The organism is Pandoraea terrigena, from assembly GCF_902459705.1.
Taxonomy (GTDB): Bacteria; Pseudomonadota; Gammaproteobacteria; order Burkholderiales; family Burkholderiaceae; genus Pandoraea; species Pandoraea terrigena.
Window position 1 is genome coordinate 749,802 of the sequence record NZ_CABPRU010000001.1, and the last position, 17,346, is coordinate 767,147.

15 protein-coding genes are annotated in these 17,346 nt (G+C 64.3%); 5 read left to right on the forward strand and 10 right to left on the reverse strand.

What is annotated here, in order from left to right:
* Entirely contained in the window at window positions 1–912 is a 912-nt protein-coding gene (locus tag PTE31013_RS03450; protein ID WP_150611397.1) for a LysR family transcriptional regulator, read from the forward strand.
* 174 nt (window positions 913–1,086) lie between these two features.
* Window positions 1,087–2,292: an NAD-dependent formate dehydrogenase gene (locus PTE31013_RS03455; RefSeq protein WP_150611398.1), complete on the forward strand. Its 1,206-nt coding sequence runs from the start codon at window positions 1,087–1,089 to the stop codon at window positions 2,290–2,292.
* A 78-nt stretch (window positions 2,293–2,370) separates the two neighbouring features.
* Here the strand turns inward: PTE31013_RS03455 and PTE31013_RS03460 are convergent, their stop codons facing one another.
* The 4 genes from PTE31013_RS03460 to hppD form a co-directional block, all read right to left on the reverse strand.
* The gene (locus PTE31013_RS03460) at window positions 2,371–3,090 is read right to left on the reverse strand and encodes a glutathione binding-like protein (protein WP_150611399.1); all 720 of its coding nucleotides are present in this window, start codon (window positions 3,088–3,090) and stop codon (window positions 2,371–2,373) included.
* A 199-nt stretch (window positions 3,091–3,289) separates the two neighbouring features.
* A complete protein-coding gene (locus tag PTE31013_RS03465; RefSeq protein ID WP_150611400.1) occupies window positions 3,290–4,489 on the reverse strand; it encodes an amino acid aminotransferase in 1,200 nt (399 codons plus the stop codon).
* A 205-nt stretch (window positions 4,490–4,694) separates the two neighbouring features.
* A complete protein-coding gene (locus PTE31013_RS03470) occupies window positions 4,695–6,083 on the reverse strand; it encodes an amino acid permease (RefSeq protein ID WP_150611401.1) in 1,389 nt (462 codons plus the stop codon).
* 164 nt (window positions 6,084–6,247) lie between these two features.
* Complete coding sequence (gene hppD, locus PTE31013_RS03475; RefSeq protein WP_150611402.1) at window positions 6,248–7,321, reverse strand: 4-hydroxyphenylpyruvate dioxygenase; 1,074 nt, start codon at window positions 7,319–7,321, stop codon at window positions 6,248–6,250.
* Window positions 7,322–7,648: 327 nt separating this feature from the next.
* Between hppD and PTE31013_RS03480 the strand changes: the two genes are divergently transcribed.
* Both PTE31013_RS03480 and leuA read left to right on the forward strand, forming a co-directional pair.
* Entirely contained in the window at window positions 7,649–8,122 is a 474-nt protein-coding gene (locus tag PTE31013_RS03480; protein WP_150611403.1) for an Lrp/AsnC family transcriptional regulator, read from the forward strand.
* Window positions 8,123–8,474: 352 nt separating this feature from the next.
* Window positions 8,475–10,187 (forward strand): 2-isopropylmalate synthase, encoded by a 1,713-nt coding sequence (gene leuA / locus PTE31013_RS03485; RefSeq protein ID WP_150611404.1) that lies wholly within the window; start codon window positions 8,475–8,477, stop codon window positions 10,185–10,187.
* Between the two features lie 153 nt (window positions 10,188–10,340).
* On the opposite strand, the gene pcaF is transcribed toward leuA, so the two are convergent.
* The 3 genes from pcaF to PTE31013_RS03500 all read right to left on the reverse strand — a co-directional run bounded on the left by pcaF (window position 10,341) and on the right by PTE31013_RS03500 (window position 12,991).
* The gene (gene pcaF, locus PTE31013_RS03490; RefSeq protein ID WP_150611405.1) at window positions 10,341–11,543 is read right to left on the reverse strand and encodes a 3-oxoadipyl-CoA thiolase; all 1,203 of its coding nucleotides are present in this window, start codon (window positions 11,541–11,543) and stop codon (window positions 10,341–10,343) included.
* Between the two features lie 94 nt (window positions 11,544–11,637).
* Window positions 11,638–12,288 carry a CoA transferase subunit B gene (locus tag PTE31013_RS03495; protein ID WP_150611406.1) on the reverse strand — a complete coding sequence of 217 codons (651 nt, stop codon included), beginning with the start codon at window positions 12,286–12,288 and terminating at the stop codon, window positions 11,638–11,640.
* A gap of 25 nt (window positions 12,289–12,313) precedes the next feature.
* Window positions 12,314–12,991 carry a 3-oxoacid CoA-transferase subunit A gene (locus tag PTE31013_RS03500; protein ID WP_150611407.1) on the reverse strand — a complete coding sequence of 226 codons (678 nt, stop codon included), beginning with the start codon at window positions 12,989–12,991 and terminating at the stop codon, window positions 12,314–12,316.
* Between the two features lie 305 nt (window positions 12,992–13,296).
* Here PTE31013_RS03500 and PTE31013_RS03505 point away from each other — a divergent pair, with 305 nt between their 5' ends.
* Window positions 13,297–14,097 (forward strand): IclR family transcriptional regulator, encoded by an 801-nt coding sequence (locus tag PTE31013_RS03505; protein WP_150611408.1) that lies wholly within the window; start codon window positions 13,297–13,299, stop codon window positions 14,095–14,097.
* Between the two features lie 104 nt (window positions 14,098–14,201).
* Here the strand turns inward: PTE31013_RS03505 and PTE31013_RS03510 are convergent, their stop codons facing one another.
* From PTE31013_RS03510 to PTE31013_RS03520, 3 genes are all read right to left on the reverse strand, one after another.
* Window positions 14,202–14,411, reverse strand: a complete 210-nt coding sequence (locus PTE31013_RS03510) for a DUF2783 domain-containing protein (protein ID WP_150611409.1) — start codon at window positions 14,409–14,411, stop codon at window positions 14,202–14,204.
* Window positions 14,412–14,479: 68 nt separating this feature from the next.
* Window positions 14,480–16,216 carry an FAD-dependent oxidoreductase gene (locus tag PTE31013_RS03515; RefSeq protein ID WP_150611410.1) on the reverse strand — a complete coding sequence of 579 codons (1,737 nt, stop codon included), beginning with the start codon at window positions 16,214–16,216 and terminating at the stop codon, window positions 14,480–14,482.
* Between the two features lie 127 nt (window positions 16,217–16,343).
* Complete coding sequence (locus PTE31013_RS03520) at window positions 16,344–17,303, reverse strand: MBL fold metallo-hydrolase (protein ID WP_150611411.1); 960 nt, start codon at window positions 17,301–17,303, stop codon at window positions 16,344–16,346.
* Window positions 17,304–17,346: the final 43 nt, after the last annotated feature.

A 17,346-nucleotide genomic window follows, 5' to 3' on the forward strand; every position in this document is an offset into this window, starting at 1 on the left:
ATGTTCATTCGGCAGTTGAGTTATCTCGTGGCGCTGTCGCAGGCGCAGCACTTCCGGCGCGCGGCGGCGTTGTGCAACGTGTCGCAGCCGACGCTATCCGGCGCAATCCGAAGTATCGAAGAAGAGTTCGGCCTGCCGATCGTGCGACGCGGACGTCGCTTCGAAGGCTTCACCCCGGAAGGGGAGCGCGTGCTCGCGTGGGCGCGTCAGGTGCTGGCCGATTGTGAGGGATTGCGGCAGGAGGCGAGCGCCAGCCGGCGCGAAGTTACGGGATGTCTGCGCATCGGTGCGATTCCCACCGCATTGCCGCTCGTGCCGCTGCTCACCGACGCCTGCCTGCGCGAGTACCCTGGCATGCGTCACGAGGTCTACACGCTTTCGGCGACGCAGGCGCTGCGACAGCTCTCTGAACTCGATCTGGATGTCGGATTGAGCTATCTCGACGATCCGCGTCTGCGCGAGTTCGAAACCGTCCCCTTGTTCCGCGAGCGCTACGTATTGATTGCCCGCGACGAATCGGCGCTGGCCGGACGCGCGTCGCTGTCATGGCATGAGGCAGCAAAGCTGCCGTTGTGCCTGCTCACGGGCAATATGCAATGCCGACAGGGTATCGACGCGGCGCTGGCACGTGCGGGCACGTCGGCGTCGCCGCGCGTGGAGACGGATTCGCTCATGGCGCTGTATGCGCACGTGCGATGCGCGAGCCTCTTCAGCATCGTGCCGCACAGCGTGCTGTGCCTCGCGGAGATGCGCGACGAACTGCACGCCGTGCCGTTGCAGCCCGCGTTGCACCGCGAGATCGGGCTGATCCTGCGCGAGCGTCAGCCGCGTCCACCCCTGCTCGAGGCGGCCATTGCCGCGTTCCGCTCGGTGAATCTGCAGGCCAGGGTGGATGCACTGTTGCCGGCCTGATGGCGCTCCGCCCTTGCCACTGCGCTGCATCTGATAGGTCTGGCCGATCAATCGATCGGCCAGAACGATTTTCCAGGCGTGCCACAGGCACCGATCATTGGCCTCAATGCAGCGACGCCATCACACGTCGCCAATGCAGACCGCTTACCCATGACCTTTCAGGAGCGAGACATCATGGCCAAGATTGTGTGTGTACTGTACGACGACCCCGTGACCGGATACCCCAAGACCTACGCCCGCGACGATCTGCCTGCGATCGAGTGCTACCCCGATGGCCAGTCCTTGCCGACGCCGCGCGGCATCGACTTCGCGCCGGGGGCGCTGCTCGGCAGCGTGTCGGGCGAACTGGGCCTTCGCCGGTATCTTGAGTCGAACGGCCATCAGCTCGTGGTGACCTCGAGCAAGGACGGCGAGAACAGTGTGCTCGATCGCGAACTGTCGGACGCCGAAATCGTGATCTCGCAACCGTTCTGGCCCGCCTACATGACGGCCGAACGCATCAAGCGCGCAAAGAAGCTGAAGATGATCGTGACCGCCGGCATTGGCTCGGACCATACGGATTTGCAGGCCGCCATGGCGCACGGCATCACGGTCGCGGAAGTGACGTACTGCAACAGCAACAGCGTGGCCGAGCACGTCATGATGACGACGCTCGCGCTCGTGCGTAACTACCTGCCGTCGTACCAATGGGTGCTCAAGGGCGGCTGGAACATTGCCGATTGCGTGTCGCGTTCGTACGATCTTGAAGGCATGCACGTGGGAACGGTTGCCGCCGGGCGGATCGGCCTGCGGGTGTTGCGCCTGATGAAGCCGTTCGGCACGCATCTGCACTATCTCGATCGTCATCGTCTGCCGGCGTCCGTCGAGAAGGAGCTGAACCTCACGCACCACGCGAGCCTCGAGAGCCTCGCGAAGGTTTGCGACGTGGTGACGTTGAACTGCCCGCTGCACCCGGAAACGGAGCATATGATCAACGCCGATAGCCTGAAGCACTTCAAGCGCGGCGCGTATCTGATCAATACCGCGCGCGGCAAGCTTTGCGATCGCGACGCCGTGGCGGCCGCGCTGGAGAGCGGGCAACTTGCCGGTTATGGCGGTGACGTGTGGTTCCCGCAACCGGCGCCGGCCGATCATCCGTGGCGTCGCATGCCGCACCACGGCATGACGCCGCACATCTCGGGCACGAGCCTCTCTGCACAAGCACGCTACGCCGCGGGAACGCGCGAAATTCTCGAGTGCTATTTCGAGAACCGCCCGATCCGCGATGCGTACCTGATCGTGCAGGGCGGCCGGCTGGCCGGGGTGGGCGCCCATTCGTACAGTGCGGGAAATGCCACGGGCGGGTCGGAGGAGGCGGCGCGTTTCAATCAATCGGCCTGACGTCCGACGGTGGCGCGACGACTCGCGCCGCGTCCACAGGTCGGTCATCACGTCGATGCCCCGGCCTGCTTTGCTCGCTCAGGCAGCGCGCTTCGGAATGTCGAGCCCGCGAATCACGGCAGGACGCGCGACGAACGCGTCGAGCGCGCGTTGCACGTGCTTGAACTGGTGGAACTCGACCAGATCGGCCGCTTCGTAGAAGCCGACGAGGTTTCGAATCCACGGGAACGTGGCGATGTCGGCGATCGTGTATTCGTCACCCACGATCCAGGCGTGCGTCGCCAGACGGGCGTCGAGCACGGCAAGCAGGCGCTTCGCTTCGTTCACGTACCGGTCGCGCGGACGCTTGTCCTCGAAGTCCTTGCCCGCGAACTTGTGGAAGAAACCGACCTGGCCGAACATCGGCCCCACGCCGCCCATCTGGAACATGACCCACTGCAGCGTTTCGTACCGCGCGGCCGGATCGGCGGGCAGCAGCTTGCCGGTCTTCTCGGCGAGGTACCAGAGAATCGCGCCCGACTCGAACAACGGCATCGGCTTGCCGTTGGGGCCATTCGGATCGAGGATCGCGGGAATCTTGTTGTTCGGATTGAGCGACACGAACGCCGGCGAGAGCTGGTCGTCGGTCTGGAAACTCACCAGGTGCACTTCGTAGGGCAGCCCGATTTCTTCGAGCATGATCGACACCTTCACGCCGTTGGGCGTGGGCAGTGAATACAGCTGCAGACGCTCGGGATGCGCAGCCGGCCACTTGCGGGTGATGGGGAACGGGGACAAATCGGCGGACAGATCGGACATGGGGATCGATGTGTTCGTGAGGAAGCGGCTCGCTGCGCCGCGGGAATGCCAATATAACGCCAAGTGCGCAGACGTGCTGGCGAGTCCTTCGAAGTGATTGGGGCGAGACAGCCGCGGCGTACCTGCGGCGCAATGCACAATGCAAAAGGGACGGCACGCGCCGTCCCTTTTTCGTGGGGCGTCCGGTCCCGGGCGACGCTCAGCCCTGGCTCAGCACCTTGGCGATGCTGTCGGCCACCACCGCCACGTTCTTCTCGTTGAGGCCAGCCACACACATACGGCCCGAGCGGATCAGATAGACGCCGTGGGTTTCACGCAGCACATCGACCTGGGCCGCCGACAGCCCCGTGTACGTGAACATGCCGCGCTGCTCGAGGTAGCGCGCGAGCATCGTCTCGGGGACGCGCCCGCGCAGGCCGTCGTGAATCGCGCCACGCATGCGCGTAATGCGCTGGCACATCGCCATGAGTTCGGTTTCCCACGACTTGCGCAGTGCCGGCGTGCTCAACACCTTGGCCACGATCTTCGCGCCGTGCGTCGGCGGGTTGCTGTAGTTTGAACGCACTGCGCTCGTGAGCTGACCGAGCACGCGCTCGGCCGCTTCCGCCGACTCGCAGATGACCGACAGGCCGCCGCAACGCTCGCCGTACAGCGAGAAGTTCTTCGAGAACGAGTTGGCGACGAAGGCTGGCACGCCCTGACGCGCCAGTTCGCGGATCACGAACGCGTCGGCGTCCAGACCGGAGCCGAAGCCTTGATATGCCATGTCGACAAAGGGCAGCAACTCGCGCTTCTTGAGCACGTCGATCAATTGCACCCACTGCGCGTCGTTCAGATCGACGCCGGTCGGGTTGTGACAGCACGCGTGCAGCAGCACCACGCTATGCGCAGGCAGCTTGTCGATGGCGTCGACCATCGCGTCGAAGCGCAGGCCGCCGGTGGCTTCATCGTAATACGGGTACGTATTCACGGTGAAACCGGCACGCTCGAAGATGAAGCGATGGTTGTCCCACGTGGGATCGCTCACCCACACCTGCGCGCCAGGGAAGTAGCGCTTGATGAAGTCGGCGCCGACCTTGAGGGCGCCCGAGCCGCCGAGCGTCTGCACCGTGGCAATGCGACCGTCGGCGCGCGCCGGCGAATCGTCGCCGAACACGAGCGCTTGCACGACGTCGCGATAAGCGGCCAGGCCCGCCATCGGCAGGTACGGCGTCGGGCCGATTTCACCAAGCAGTTGCGCTTCGGCCTCACGCACGGCCTGCATGACCGGCAGGCGGCCAGCGTCGTCGTAATAGATGCCGATGCTCAGGTTGACCTTGTTGGTGCGCGGGTCCTTTGCGAAGTTCTCGTTGAGCGAGAGGATCGGGTCACCGGGATAGGCATCGATATGTTCGAACATGGCGGTTCCTGGAAAAACGAGAGAAAGTCGGTCGTGCGGGCTCAGGGGCGCCGGATCGTCCGGACCGTCCGGGCGATTCCGGCAGTCCCGACGGCGCCAAACGGTTGATGATACCGCTAGTGAGGTATCGCCGGGTATGCCCCCTGGGCGGTTGGCGCCCGAGGGGCGGCGGCTGCCGGTGCCCGTCAGCCTTGGGGCGGTGCGCTCAGCGTGCCGCGGTCGCCGGAATTTGGGCTACGCGGCTTTTCTTCTGACGTACGCGGTAGCCGATGCCCAGCACGACCAGCCACACCGGGATCAGGTAGACCGAAATGCGCAGGTCCGGGATCAGGTACATCACCACCAGGATGCCGCCGAGGAACGCCAGGCAAAGGTAGTTCGTGAGCGGGTAGCCAAGGCTCTTGAACAGCGTTGTCTCGCCTGCGCGCGCCTTGGCACGACGGAAGGCCAGATGGATCACGCTGATCATTGCCCAGTTGATGATGAGTGCCGATACGACCAGCCCCATCAGCAATTCGAACGCCTTGCCCGGCATGAAGTAGTTGATCACCACGCACACGGCGGTCGCTGCGGCCGAGACGCCAAGCGCCAGAAGCGGAATGCCACGACGGTTCACCTTGAGCAGCGCGCGCGGCGCGTTGCCCTGACCGGCCAGACCGTAGAGCATGCGGCTGTTGCAGTACACGCAGCTGTTGTAGACCGACAGCGCCGCGGTCAGCACCACCGCGTTGAGCACGTTGGCGACGACATTGCTGTTCAGAGCGTGGAAGATCAGCACGAACGGGCTGCCGCCGGATACGACCTTCTCCCACGGGTACAGCGAGAGCAGCACGCCGAGCGCGCCAACGTAGAAGATCAGAATGCGGTAGATGACCTGGTTGGTCGCGCGCGGGATGCTGCGCGACGGGTTGTCCGCTTCCGCCGCCGTAATGCCGACCAGTTCCAGTCCCCCGAAGGAGAACATGATGACGGCCATTGCCATGACGAGGCCCGACACGCCGTTCGGGAAGAAGCCGCCGTGCCGCCACAGGTTGGTCACGCTGGCTTCGGGGCCAGCCTTGCCAGAGAACAACAGATAGCCGCCGAACCCGATCATGCCGACGATGGCGGCGACCTTGATGATGGAGAACCAGAACTCCATCTCGCCATACGACTTCACGCTCGAAAGGTTGATGGCGTTGATGATGCCGAAGCACACGAGGGCCGAGACCCACGTGGGGATGGCCGGCCACCAGTACTGGACGTAGATGCCCACGGCCGAGAGTTCGGCCATCGAGACCAGCACGTAGAGCACCCAGTAGTTCCAGCCGGACACGAAGCCCGCGAACTGGCCGCAATACTTGTTGGCAAAGTAGCTGAACGAGCCGGCGACAGGCTCGTCGACGACCATTTCCCCGAGCTGTCGCATGATGAAAAACGCGACGACCCCGGCAATGGCGTAGCCCAGCAGGACTGACGGACCGGCGGTCTTGATGGTTTGGGCGATGCCAAGAAAGAGGCCGGTGCCGATCGCGCCACCCAGCGCGATCAACTGAATGTGACGATTCTTCAGGCCGCGGTGGAGCGAGCCTTCTTGTGGTGCGTTGGCGGACATGTCTGTTCCTTACCCTACCTTCGTTGCCATGCGGCGCGCTTCTCTGTTTCGTCCTGTGCGAACGAACCGGAACCGTTGAGCCGCCACGGCGCGGCGCTCATGACGCCGTCGCCGTGTCTTTTGGGATCACCGGCGTGCGCCGATGATCGTGTCTCCCCCCGGACTCAGACCTTGAGCGTGCCTCGCTCGATCTGATCGCGCTCGAGCGATTCGAACAGCGCCTTGAAGTTGCCTTCGCCGAAGCCGTCGTCACCCTCACGCTGGATGAATTCGAAGAACACCGGGCCGAGCAGTGTCTTCGAGAAGATCTGCAACAGCAGGCGCGGCTTGCCACCTTCGGTCGTGCCGTCGAGCAGAATGCCGCGCGACTTCAGCTCGCCGATGGGCTGGCCATGACCCGGCAGGCGAGTCTCGAGCGCATCGTAGTAGAAGTCGTTCGGTGCGGTCATGAGATCGACGCCGGCCATTTGCAGGTTGTCGATCACCTGGATCAGGTTGTCGGTGAGGAACGCAATGTGCTGGATGCCTTCGCCGTTGAAGGCCATCAGGAATTCCTCGATCTGGCCACTGCCCTTGGCGGATTCCTCGTTCAGGGGAATGCGGATTTTACCATCCGGCGCCGTCATGGCCTTGGACGTCAGGCCCGTGTATTCGCCCGAAATATCGAAGTAGCGGATCTCGCGGAAGTTGAACAGCTTCTCGTAGAAGTTGGCCCAGTACGCCATGCGGCCGCGATACACGTTGTGCGTCAGGTGATCGATCAGACGCAGACCGTGGCCCACCGGATGACGCTCGACGCCTTCGAGGTATTCGAAGTCGATGTCATAGATCGACTTGCCTTCCTCGAAGCGGTCGATGAGATACAGCGGCGCGCCGCCAATGCCCTTGATCGCGGGCAGTCGCAGCTCCATCGGGCCGGTCTCGATTTCCACTGGCTGGGCGCCAAGCGCCAGCGCACGGGCGTAGGCTTTGTGCGAGTCCTTCACGCGGAACGCCATGCCGCAGGCGCTGGGGCCGTGTTCGGCCGCGAAGTAGGCGGCTTCGCTGTTCGGCTCGCGGTTCACGATGAAATTGATGCCGCCTTGACGGAACAGCACCACGTCCTTCGAGCGGTGGCGCGCCACCAGCGTAAAGCCCATCTGCTCGAAAATGGGTTCCAGGACGTTCGGGGTGGGCGACGCGAATTCCACGAATTCGAAGCCCATCAGTTGCATCGGGTTGTCAAACAGGTCGGCCATGATCGTCTCGGCTGGGTCAGGTGATTGGTGAGGTGTCGGCTTTCGTTGGACGCGTCCACGGCCCGGCGGTGGTTGGACGTTGAACCCCGGGGGCGATGTTGGATCGTGCAACAAAATTGTGTTTTGTCGACCGTCGGGTCGGGATACGCTGTCGCGCCCGTTGTTGTCGCCGGATTCCCTGAAACGTTGGGAATATGGCATGCATTTACGACGTTTTACCGCGCTCAGTGTAAGGGCCGAGCCGCAAAATAGGATTTCGTAACGGTGTTAGGGAAACCCTAGTTTATGCATTAATATTTCTAAATAATTGCCCGAGGAGAGATAAAAGTGCATCAAATCGAGATTGACCGAATCGACGTCCGGTTGCTGGGGGTTTTGCAGTCGAACGGACGCATTTCGAATCTTGAACTGGCTGACGCGATCAAGCTCTCGCCTGCGCAAACCCTGCGGCGTCATCGGCGGCTCGAGGAGATGGGGGTGATCAAGGGCTACGACACGCGGCTCGACGCGCAGCGGCTCGGCTTCAGCGTGGTCGCCTTCGTCCACGTAACGATGGAGCGCGGTCATATCCGCGACCTGTCCAACTTCAAGGGGCTGGTGGCGGAGCTGGCACAGATTCAGGAGTGCTTTTCCGTGACGGGCGATATCGACTATGTGCTCAAGGTCGTCGCCCGGGATCTGAAGGCGCTGTCCGAGTTCCTGCTCGATACGCTGATGCGGATTCCAGGCGTCAGTGCCGTCAAGTCGAGTGTTTGTCTCGATGAAATCAAGTGCACCTCGGCCGTGCCGCTCACGCCCTGATGGAAGCATCCGAGACCCGTGGCGAGGGGGCGGCGATGGCAACGACGGCGCGTGGCCGTCCGCGATGGGAATGTCGCGCCGCAACACATCATGGTTGACAGCGCCCGAAAATCTGTGATTTCATGTGCTTCATGATCACCGCGCAATTCTCCTTCTCGCTACGACTACTAGCCCGCTCCACCGGGCTTGGTCCGTTGCTGCGCGCGTGCATCGTCTGAAGACTTCTCTGAAGCACCGCTGATTTTCCCCAGTTACGCCGATCTGAGCCCCGGTTCCTCCAACCGGCGGTCGTAGCTTATCTGCGTTCATGCGTCGTCCGGTTGCCACTTTTGCCGACCATCGAGACTACGCCATGTTGAAGCACCCTGCCACGAAGTACCGCCCGTTCACCCCGGTCAATATCCCGGACCGACAGTGGCCCAGCCGCACCATCACGCGCGCACCGATCTGGATGAGCACCGATCTGCGCGACGGCAACCAGGCCTTGTTCGAGCCGATGGACGCCCAGCGCAAGATGCGCATGTTCAAGACGCTCGTCGCCATCGGCTTCAAGGAAATCGAGGTGGCGTTCCCGTCGGCGTCCGACACCGATTTCAACTTCGTGCGCGAGCTGATCGAAGGCGGTCACATTCCCGACGACGTCACCATCGAAGTGCTCACGCAGGCCCGCGACGACCTCGTCGAACGCACGTTCGCTGCACTGAAGGGCGCGCCGCGCGCCATCGTCCATCTCTATAACGCAACCGCCCCCGAATTCCGCCGCATCGTCTTCAATCTCGATCAGCCCGGCGTGAAGGCGCTCGCCGTGGCCGCCGCCAAGACGATCAAGCGCTGTGCCGACGCCGCGCCGGACACGCAATGGACGCTGCAATACAGCCCGGAGACGTTCACCGGCACCGAACTCGAGTTCGCCAAGGAAGTTTGCGACGCCGTGTTCGACGTGTGGCAACCCACGCCGCAGCGCAAGTGCATCGTCAACCTGCCGGCCACGGTGGAGATCGGCACGCCGAACTACTACGCGGACCAGATCGAATGGATGCACCGCAACCTCGCACGCCGCGACTCGCTGATTCTCTCCGTGCATCCGCATAACGACCGAGGCACGGCCGTGGCCGCAGCAGAGCTGGCCGTGATGGCCGGGGCCGACCGCATCGAAGGGTGCCTCTTCGGCAACGGCGAGCGCACCGGTAACGTCGACCTCGTCACGCTCGGTTTGAATCTGTACACGCAGGGCGTGGATCCGGGCCTCGATTTCTCGAACATCAACGACATCGCCCGGACGTCGGAGGAATGCACGCAGTTGCCGGTGCATCCGCGCCATCCGTATGTCGGTGATCTGGTGTTCACCGCGTTCTCCGGCTCGCACCAGGACGCGATCAAGAAGGGCTTGGCCGCGCAAAAGCCGGACACGATCTGGGAAGTGCCGTACCTGCCCATCGACCCGAGCGATCTCGGCCGCACTTACGACTCGATCATTCGCGTGAACAGCCAGTCGGGCAAGGGTGGCATCGCTTATCTGCTCGAGCAGTCGTACGGCGTGCAGATGCCGCGTCGCCTGCAGGTGGATTTCAGCTCGGCGGTGCAACGCTACACCGACGAGACGGGGGCCGAAGTCACCGCGTCGCAGATCTGGCAACTGTTCCAGAAGGAATACGTGGCGTCGAGTGAGCCGCTCGCGTATGTCGGTCATACGCTGTCCGAGCGCGACGGCCGCCAGCAAATCGCCGTGACGCTCGACATTCGCGGTCAGCGCACGACTGTCTCGGGCACCGGTAACGGTCCGCTCGACGCCCTGATGCATGCCATGCGCACCCCGGTGCGCGTGCAGCACTACGAGGAGCGCGCCCTCACGCAGGGGGCCGACGCCCGAGCGATCGCCATCGCGGAGATGGCTGGCGACGCGCTTGTGGGCAGTGCGTTCGGCGTGGGGATCGATGCGAACCTGACGACCGCGTCGATTCGTGCGGTGATCAGCGGCATCAACCGCGCGTACGCCCGCAGCGAAGTGCAAGCGCAGGCGACGTTCTTCGACGCCGTCATGCGCGACGTCGCCAAGGCCGTCTGAACGGTCAACCGAACAAGAGGAAGGCGGGAAGGAGATTGAGGGCAGACGTGTCCCGCCCGGCACCGATCGTGCCGGCGGGACCCCGGCGCGGCGCGGCAGGACTTACCCAGTCCCGCACGCACGCCCGGCCCTGAAACATGGGCGGTGGTGCGATTACACCGCTTCGATGGCGATAGCGATGCCTTGGCCGACCCCAATGCACATCGTACACAGCGCAAAGCGACCACCCGTACGCTTGAGCTGATACATCGCCGTCGTCACCAGACGTGCGCCGCTCATGCCGAGCGGATGGCCCAGCGCAATGGCGCCGCCGTTCGGATTGACGCGCAGGTCGTCGTCGGCCACGCCGAGCTGACGTAGCACGGCCAGGCCCTGGCTCGCAAACGCTTCGTTGAGTTCGATGACATCGAACTGATCGATCGACATACCGAGCCGCGCGAGCAGTTTTTTCGTTGCGGGAGCCGGACCGATGCCCATGATGCGCGGCGCCACCCCTGCCGTCGCCATGCCCAGAATGCGGGCACGCGGCGTCAGGCCAAAGCGCGCCGCACTCGCCTCGTCTGCCAACAGCAGTGCGCAGGCGCCGTCGTTGACGCCAGAAGCGTTACCGGCGGTCACGGTGCCATCCGGGCGTACCACGCCCTTCAGTCTGGCGAGCGCTTCCATGCTCGTCGCCCGCGGGTGTTCGTCGCGATCGACGATGATCGCCTCGCCCTTCTTCTGGGCGATGGACACCGGCGTGATTTCCTGGGCCAACGTACCGTCGGCCTGTGCACGTGCCGCCTTTTCCTGCGAACGCACCGCGAAGCGGTCCTGGTCTTCACGGCTGATGCCGAACTCGGTCGCGACGTTCTCGCCCGTCTCGGGCATCGAATCCACACCGTACTGCGCCTTCATCAGCGGATTGACGAAACGCCAGCCGATGGTCGTATCGAAAATCGCCGCCTGACGCGAAAATGCGCTCGCCGCCTTGCCCATCACGAACGGCGCACGGCTCATGCTCTCCACACCGCCAGCGATCATCAGACCGGCTTCGCCCGCCTTGATGGCGCGCGCGGCCGTGCCGATGGCGTCCATGCCCGAGCCGCACAGGCGGTTCAGCGTGGCGCCCGGCACGTCCTGCGGCAGGCCGGCCAGCAGCGACGACATGCGCGCGACGTTGCGGTTGTCTTCCCCGGCCTGGTTGGCGCAGCCGAAGATCACGTCGTCGACCTGGGTCCAGTCCACGCCGCCGTTGCGCGCCATGAGCGCCGTGAGGGGAACGGCGCCGAGGTCGTCGGCCCGCACGGAGGACAGCGCGCCGCCGTAGCGGCCGATCGGGGTGCGAATCGCGTCGCAGATAAAGACTTCACTCATGGGTCTACCTCAGCGGAATCGAAACTCGCGCAGGGAGTCTCGCAGATGAAAAAAACGCCGGGTCACATCTGGCGATGTCCCGGCGATGGGGGTGTCAGGCAATAGCCGGTGAGGGCAGCAGGGTCACACCGGTCACGCGCTGGAGTTCGTCGAGCGTGAGGCCGTCGACCATGTCGATGACGCGCAGGCCCTCGGGCGTCACGTCGATCACGGCCAGGTCGGTGTAGATGCGCGTGACGCAACCCACACCGGTGAGCGGATACGTGCACTGCTCGACGATTTTGCTCTCGCCCTGCTTGGTCTGGTGCTCCATCATGACGAACACCTGCTTGGCGCCGCTGGCAAGATCCATCGCGCCGCCCACGGCCGGAATGGCGTCGGGGGCACCGGTGTGCCAGTTGGCGAGGTCGCCCGTCTTCGAGACCTGGAATGCGCCGAGCACGCAGAAGTCGAGGTGGCCGCCGCGCATCATTGCGAACGAATCGGCATGGTGGAAGTAGGCGCCGCCCGGTTTGAGCGTGACGGGTTGCTTGCCGGCATTGATGAGGTCTTCGTCCTCTTCGCCCTTGGCGGGGGCCGGGCCCATGCCGATCACGCCGTTCTCGCTTTGCAGGATGATCTCTCGCTCGGCGGGCAGGTGATTGGCGACAGCGGTCGGCAGGCCAATGCCGAGGTTCACATAGGCGCCGTCGGGAATGTCCTGGGCGACGCGGGCGGCCATCTGGTCGCGGGTCAGTCGGTTCATGTCGTGCTCCGAAATCAGATGAGGATCACGCGCGTGCGGCGCCAGGCACCGCGACGACACGTTGAACGAAGATGCCGGGTGTGACCACGGCTTCCGGATCGAGGTCGCCAAGCTCGACGACTTCATTCACCTGAACGATGGTGCACTTCGCCGCCGTGGCCATGATCGGGCCGAAGTTGCGGGCGGTCTTGCGATACACGAGGTTGCCCCAGCGGTCGCCCTTGAGCGCCTTGATGAGCGCGACGTCGGCGTGGATCGGCAGCTCGAACACATACGGCTTGCCGTCGATGACGCGGGTTTCCTTGCCTTGCGCCAGCAGCGTGCCATAGCCGGTCGGCGTGAAGAATCCGCCGATGCCGGCGCCGGCGGCGCGAATGCGCTCGGCCAGATTGCCCTGCGGCACCAGTTCCAGCTCGATCTTGCCCGCGCGATAGAGCGCGTCGAACACCTGTGAGTCGGTCTGGCGCGGGAACGAGCAAATGATCTTGCGCACGCGCCCGGCCTTAAGCAGGGCGGCGAGGCCGGTCTCACCGTTCCCGGCGTTGTTGTTGACGATGGTCAGCTCGCGCGAGCCTTGATCGATCAGGGCGTCGATGAGCGCCGAGGGCATTCCGGCGTTGCCGAAGCCGCCAATCATGATCGTCGCGCCGTCGTGAACGTCGGCCACCGCGCTGGCGAGCGAATCGTAAATCTTGTTGATCACACGTGCCTCCTGGGCAGTTCCATCGGGCTGGCGGACTCGCGCCCGTGGCCCCCTTGTTGGGTGTCTCCCGGCGATGGCGTCTTGTCAGTCGGCATCGTCTGGTTCACAATGTTCTTATAGCGAACATATATTCGCTATAAGAACAGCGTAAGCTTTCTCTTGTCGGCCGTCAAGCGAGGGGCGGCCCGAGGGGGCGCGACGCCTGTCTGGCGCAAGCGACACGATGGCGTGTGTCGCGCGGTGGAACCGGCGACGCAAATCCATTACGCTTGCCGTTCCATCGCCTTCAGCCACCCGCCTTTTCCATGACACCCGTGCCCAACGACGCTACCGAACCGACCGACAAGAAACCGGGTGACTCCTACGTGCAGTCGTTCGCGCGCGGGCTGGCCGTGGTCAAGGCGTTCAATGCGACGCGCCCGGCGCAGACGCTCTCGGAAGTCGCGCAGGCGTCTGGCCTGACGCGGGCCGGGGCGCGCCGCATTCTGCTCACGCTCGAAGCGCTGGGCTACGTGCGCAGCGAAGGGCGCCTGTTTCGGCTCACGCCACGTATTCTCGACCTCGGCTTTTCGTATCTGACGTCGATGCCGCTGTGGAATCTGGCCGAGCCGTTCATGGAGGCGCTGGTGCAGCAGGTGAATGAGAGCAGCTCTGCCTCCGTGCTCGATGGCGACGACATCGTCTATGTCCTGCGCGTGCCGGTGCGCAAGGTGATGTCGATCAACCTGTCGATCGGCAGCCGTCTGCCCGCGTGGTGCACCTCGATGGGACGCGTCATGCTCTCGGCGTTGCCCGACGACGAACTCGACGCCGCCTTGCGCCGCGCGGACATTCGCCAGCACACGCGCCGCACGGTGACGGATGTCGACACCTTGCGTCAGCGCATTTTCGACGTGCGCGCCCAGGGGTGGGCCATCGTCGACCAGGAGCTGGAAGAGGGGATGATTTCGATTGCCGCACCGATTCGCAACCGCGCGGGGCAGGTGATTGCCGCGATGAACGTCAGCGGTCAGGCCAATCGCACGCCGGCGGCCGACATGGAAGCAAGATTCCTCGCCCCGCTGCTATCGGCGGCGCAGAAGATCTCGCAGATGGTGGTGGTGTAACGTCCGCACGCGCGGGGCGCATGCTGTCTCGCGACAAACAAAGCGGGGCGCCCGATGGCAGGGCGCCCCGTTTGCTTGTGCCACGAGGGCGACCCGTCCGGCGATCAGTGCGCCGCGTTGCCCAGCGCGCCGGCGCGTGCCAGGCGGAGCGCCGAAATCAGCGTGTCGTGATCGCCGATCTGGTTGGCGAGCAGCAGGATCAGTTGCGCGTTGGCCGCCTGACTCTGCGCCTCGTCGAGATCTCGGTGCATGTCGATCAGGGCTTCGTAGAAATCGTCCGGACACATCAGGCGCGGTTGTGTATCGAGTGCCATGAAAGGGGCTCCTTACTGCGGGATCGGTGGGGTCGGAATATGAGTCGATGCGCTCGGTCAGAAGGACGTCAAGCCGCGCATTGCGTCGGCGCGACGTCCGGTGCCGTGCGTCCCAGGGCACGTTCGCGCCCGGAGGCAATCGCCGCAGCGTCGACGCTGCGCCACCGTGCACACACGTGCTGATCGGGACGAACCAGGTACACCGTCCCTGGCGCGGCGTCATAGCGTTGCGCGGCCAGGCCTTGCGCGTCGTGCCAGACACTGTGGGGCTCGTCGTGCGCATCCCGCACGGCTTCGGCATCCGGCGTGACGAACACCGGCATGACCGGCACGCTGTCGTTCGCGAGGGCGTCAAGGGCGGCGAGGGATGCGGCGTCGAGCGACGCGGGCGCACCGAACACCAGCGCGACGAAGCGTCCCCCCAAGCGCGGCAGCAACCAGCCGTCCTGCCCATGCCGGACAAGCGGCGCGTCGACGCAGGCGGCCCCCGGCTGCATGCGTCCGGCGAACGTGTCGCGCTCGGGCGTGTTCAGCGTCGACTCGCTCAGCACGGCAGGCACGGACAGCCGTCCGCTGTTGACCAACTGACGTGCAAACGCGTGATCGCGGGCGAGCGTCAGCACGGCATCGCGAAAGACACGCGAGACGGGGCTCTTCGGCGTGATGAAATCGGTGGAGCGCGTCGAGTTGCGGATGTTCTCGTCAGCGGCGAATTCACGCTCACGCGCGTAGGTATCGAGCAGCGTATCCGGCGCCTGGCCGGCGAGTACCAGCGCCAGTTTCCACACGAGGTTCTCGGCATCCTGCACGCCGCTGTTCGCGCCGCGCGCGCCGAACGGCGATACGCCATGGGCCGAGTCCCCGGCGAACAGCACCTGACCATGTCGGAAGTCGTCCATGCGCAGGCACGAGAAGGTGTAGACGCTGACCCACTCCAGCGTGAACTTGGCATCCGGGCCGAGCAGGGCCTGCACGCGCGGGATCACGCGCTCGGGGGTCTTCTCGAGGGCCGGGTCGGCGTCCCATCCCAACTGGAAGTCGATGCGCCACACGTTGTCCGGTTGACGATGCAGCAGCACGGACTGATTCGGATGGAACGGCGGATCGAACCAGAACCAGCGCTCGGTCGGAAAGTCGGCCGTCATCTTCACGTCGGCGATCAGGAAGCGGTCCTTGAAGGTGCGCCCGTGGCTGTCCACGCCAATCAACTTGCGCAACGGACTGCGCGACCCGTCGGCGGCCACGACGTAACGCGCACGGGTCTGATAGTTGCCGTCGGGCGTCTCGACCGTGAGCGTGACGCTCGCCTCGGGCGACCCGGGCGTGCCCTGCTGCGTGAGCCCCACGACCTTGTGCTTCCAGCGAATATCGATGTTGGGCAGTTCGCGCGCGCGCTCGTACAGATAGCCTTCGACGTAATACTGCTGGAGGTTGATGAACGCCGGACGATGGTGTCCGGCTTCCGGCAGCAGGTTGAAGTTGTAGACTTCCTGATCGCGCAGGAATACGCGACCGACGTTCCAGCACACACCTTTTTGCACCATGCGCTCGCCGCAGCCGAGACGGTCGAAGATATCGAGCGTGCGCTTGGCGAAGCAGATGGCGCGCGAGCCGGCCGAGAGCGTGCAATCGTCGTCGAGGACGATCACCGGCACGCCCTGCTGCGCGAGATCGATGGCGCTGGCCAGTCCCACCGGCCCGGCGCCGACCACGATGACTGGGTGCGGCGCATTCGGGGCATTACCGGACTGTTCGGCGCACGGCTGGTAATCGAACGTCAGGTGCTGGTAATCGATGCTGCTCATGCAATGTCTCCATCGGCGGCACCGCGCCGGCGCCATTGCCCCGGTGGGTTCCACTTTTTTGCTTTTGCTTTTGATGTTGCGCCCCGGTGCGGTACCTACTGCCGCGCCGGGGCCGATCTGCGCAAAGTCAGTTCTGCAGCGCGGTCCACATTTCCTTGTCGCGCTGCGCCGTCCAGATGCGCGGATGCGTGATGCCGCTCGCTTCGTCGAACGCGCGGGTCACGTCGAACGGCAGGCAGTGTTCGTAGATGAACACATGACCGAACTTGGGATCCATCTCGCGGCGCGTGAGCGCCATCGCGCCCTTCAGGTCGAGCTTCTGTTCGACCGCCTGCTTGCCCGCTTCGAACAACGTCGTCACGAAGTCCTTCGTGTACGCGAGGCCCTTGGCGACGTCGTCCGGCGTGGTCAGGGCAGGACCCCGGCCCGGCACGAGCTTCTCGGCACCGAGCGCGGACAGCGCATCGAGCGTGGCCGGCCATTCGGCGAGTTGCGCGTCGCCGGTGTAGCAGGCCGCGTCGTACTCGACGAGGTCGCCTGAGAACAGCACCTTTTGCGACGGCAGCCACACCACGGTGTCGCCCTTGGTATGACCGGAACCGAGGTGCGCGATCTTCACTTCGAGCTTGCCGAGGAAGAGCGTGATTTCCTTCTCGAAGACGAGCGTCGGCCACGTAAGGCCGGGCACTGTCTCGACACCCGCGAACAGGCGCGGAAAGCGCTCGATCTCCGACTTCATGTCGGCTTCGCCGCGCTCGACGATCATCTCGTACGTGCCGCGGCTCGCGATGATCTGCTGCGCGCCTTCGGCGAAGTAGGCCGATGCACCCAGCACGCGCACGGCGTGATAGTGCGAGAGCACCACATACTTGATCGGCTTGTCGGTGATCGTGCGGATCTTTGCGATGAGATCCTGCGCCATCGCGGGCGTGGCCGTCGTGTCGACGATCATCACGCCGTCGTCGCCGATGATGACGCCGGAGTTCGGATCGCCCTCGGCGGTGTAGGCCCAGGTGTTTTCCGACAGTTGGGTGAACGTGACCTTCTTGGCTTCCAGGTCGGCTTGGGAGGCGAATGCTTTGGCCATGCTTGTCTCTCTCTTATCTCGTGTGCGGGGATGATGCGACGAA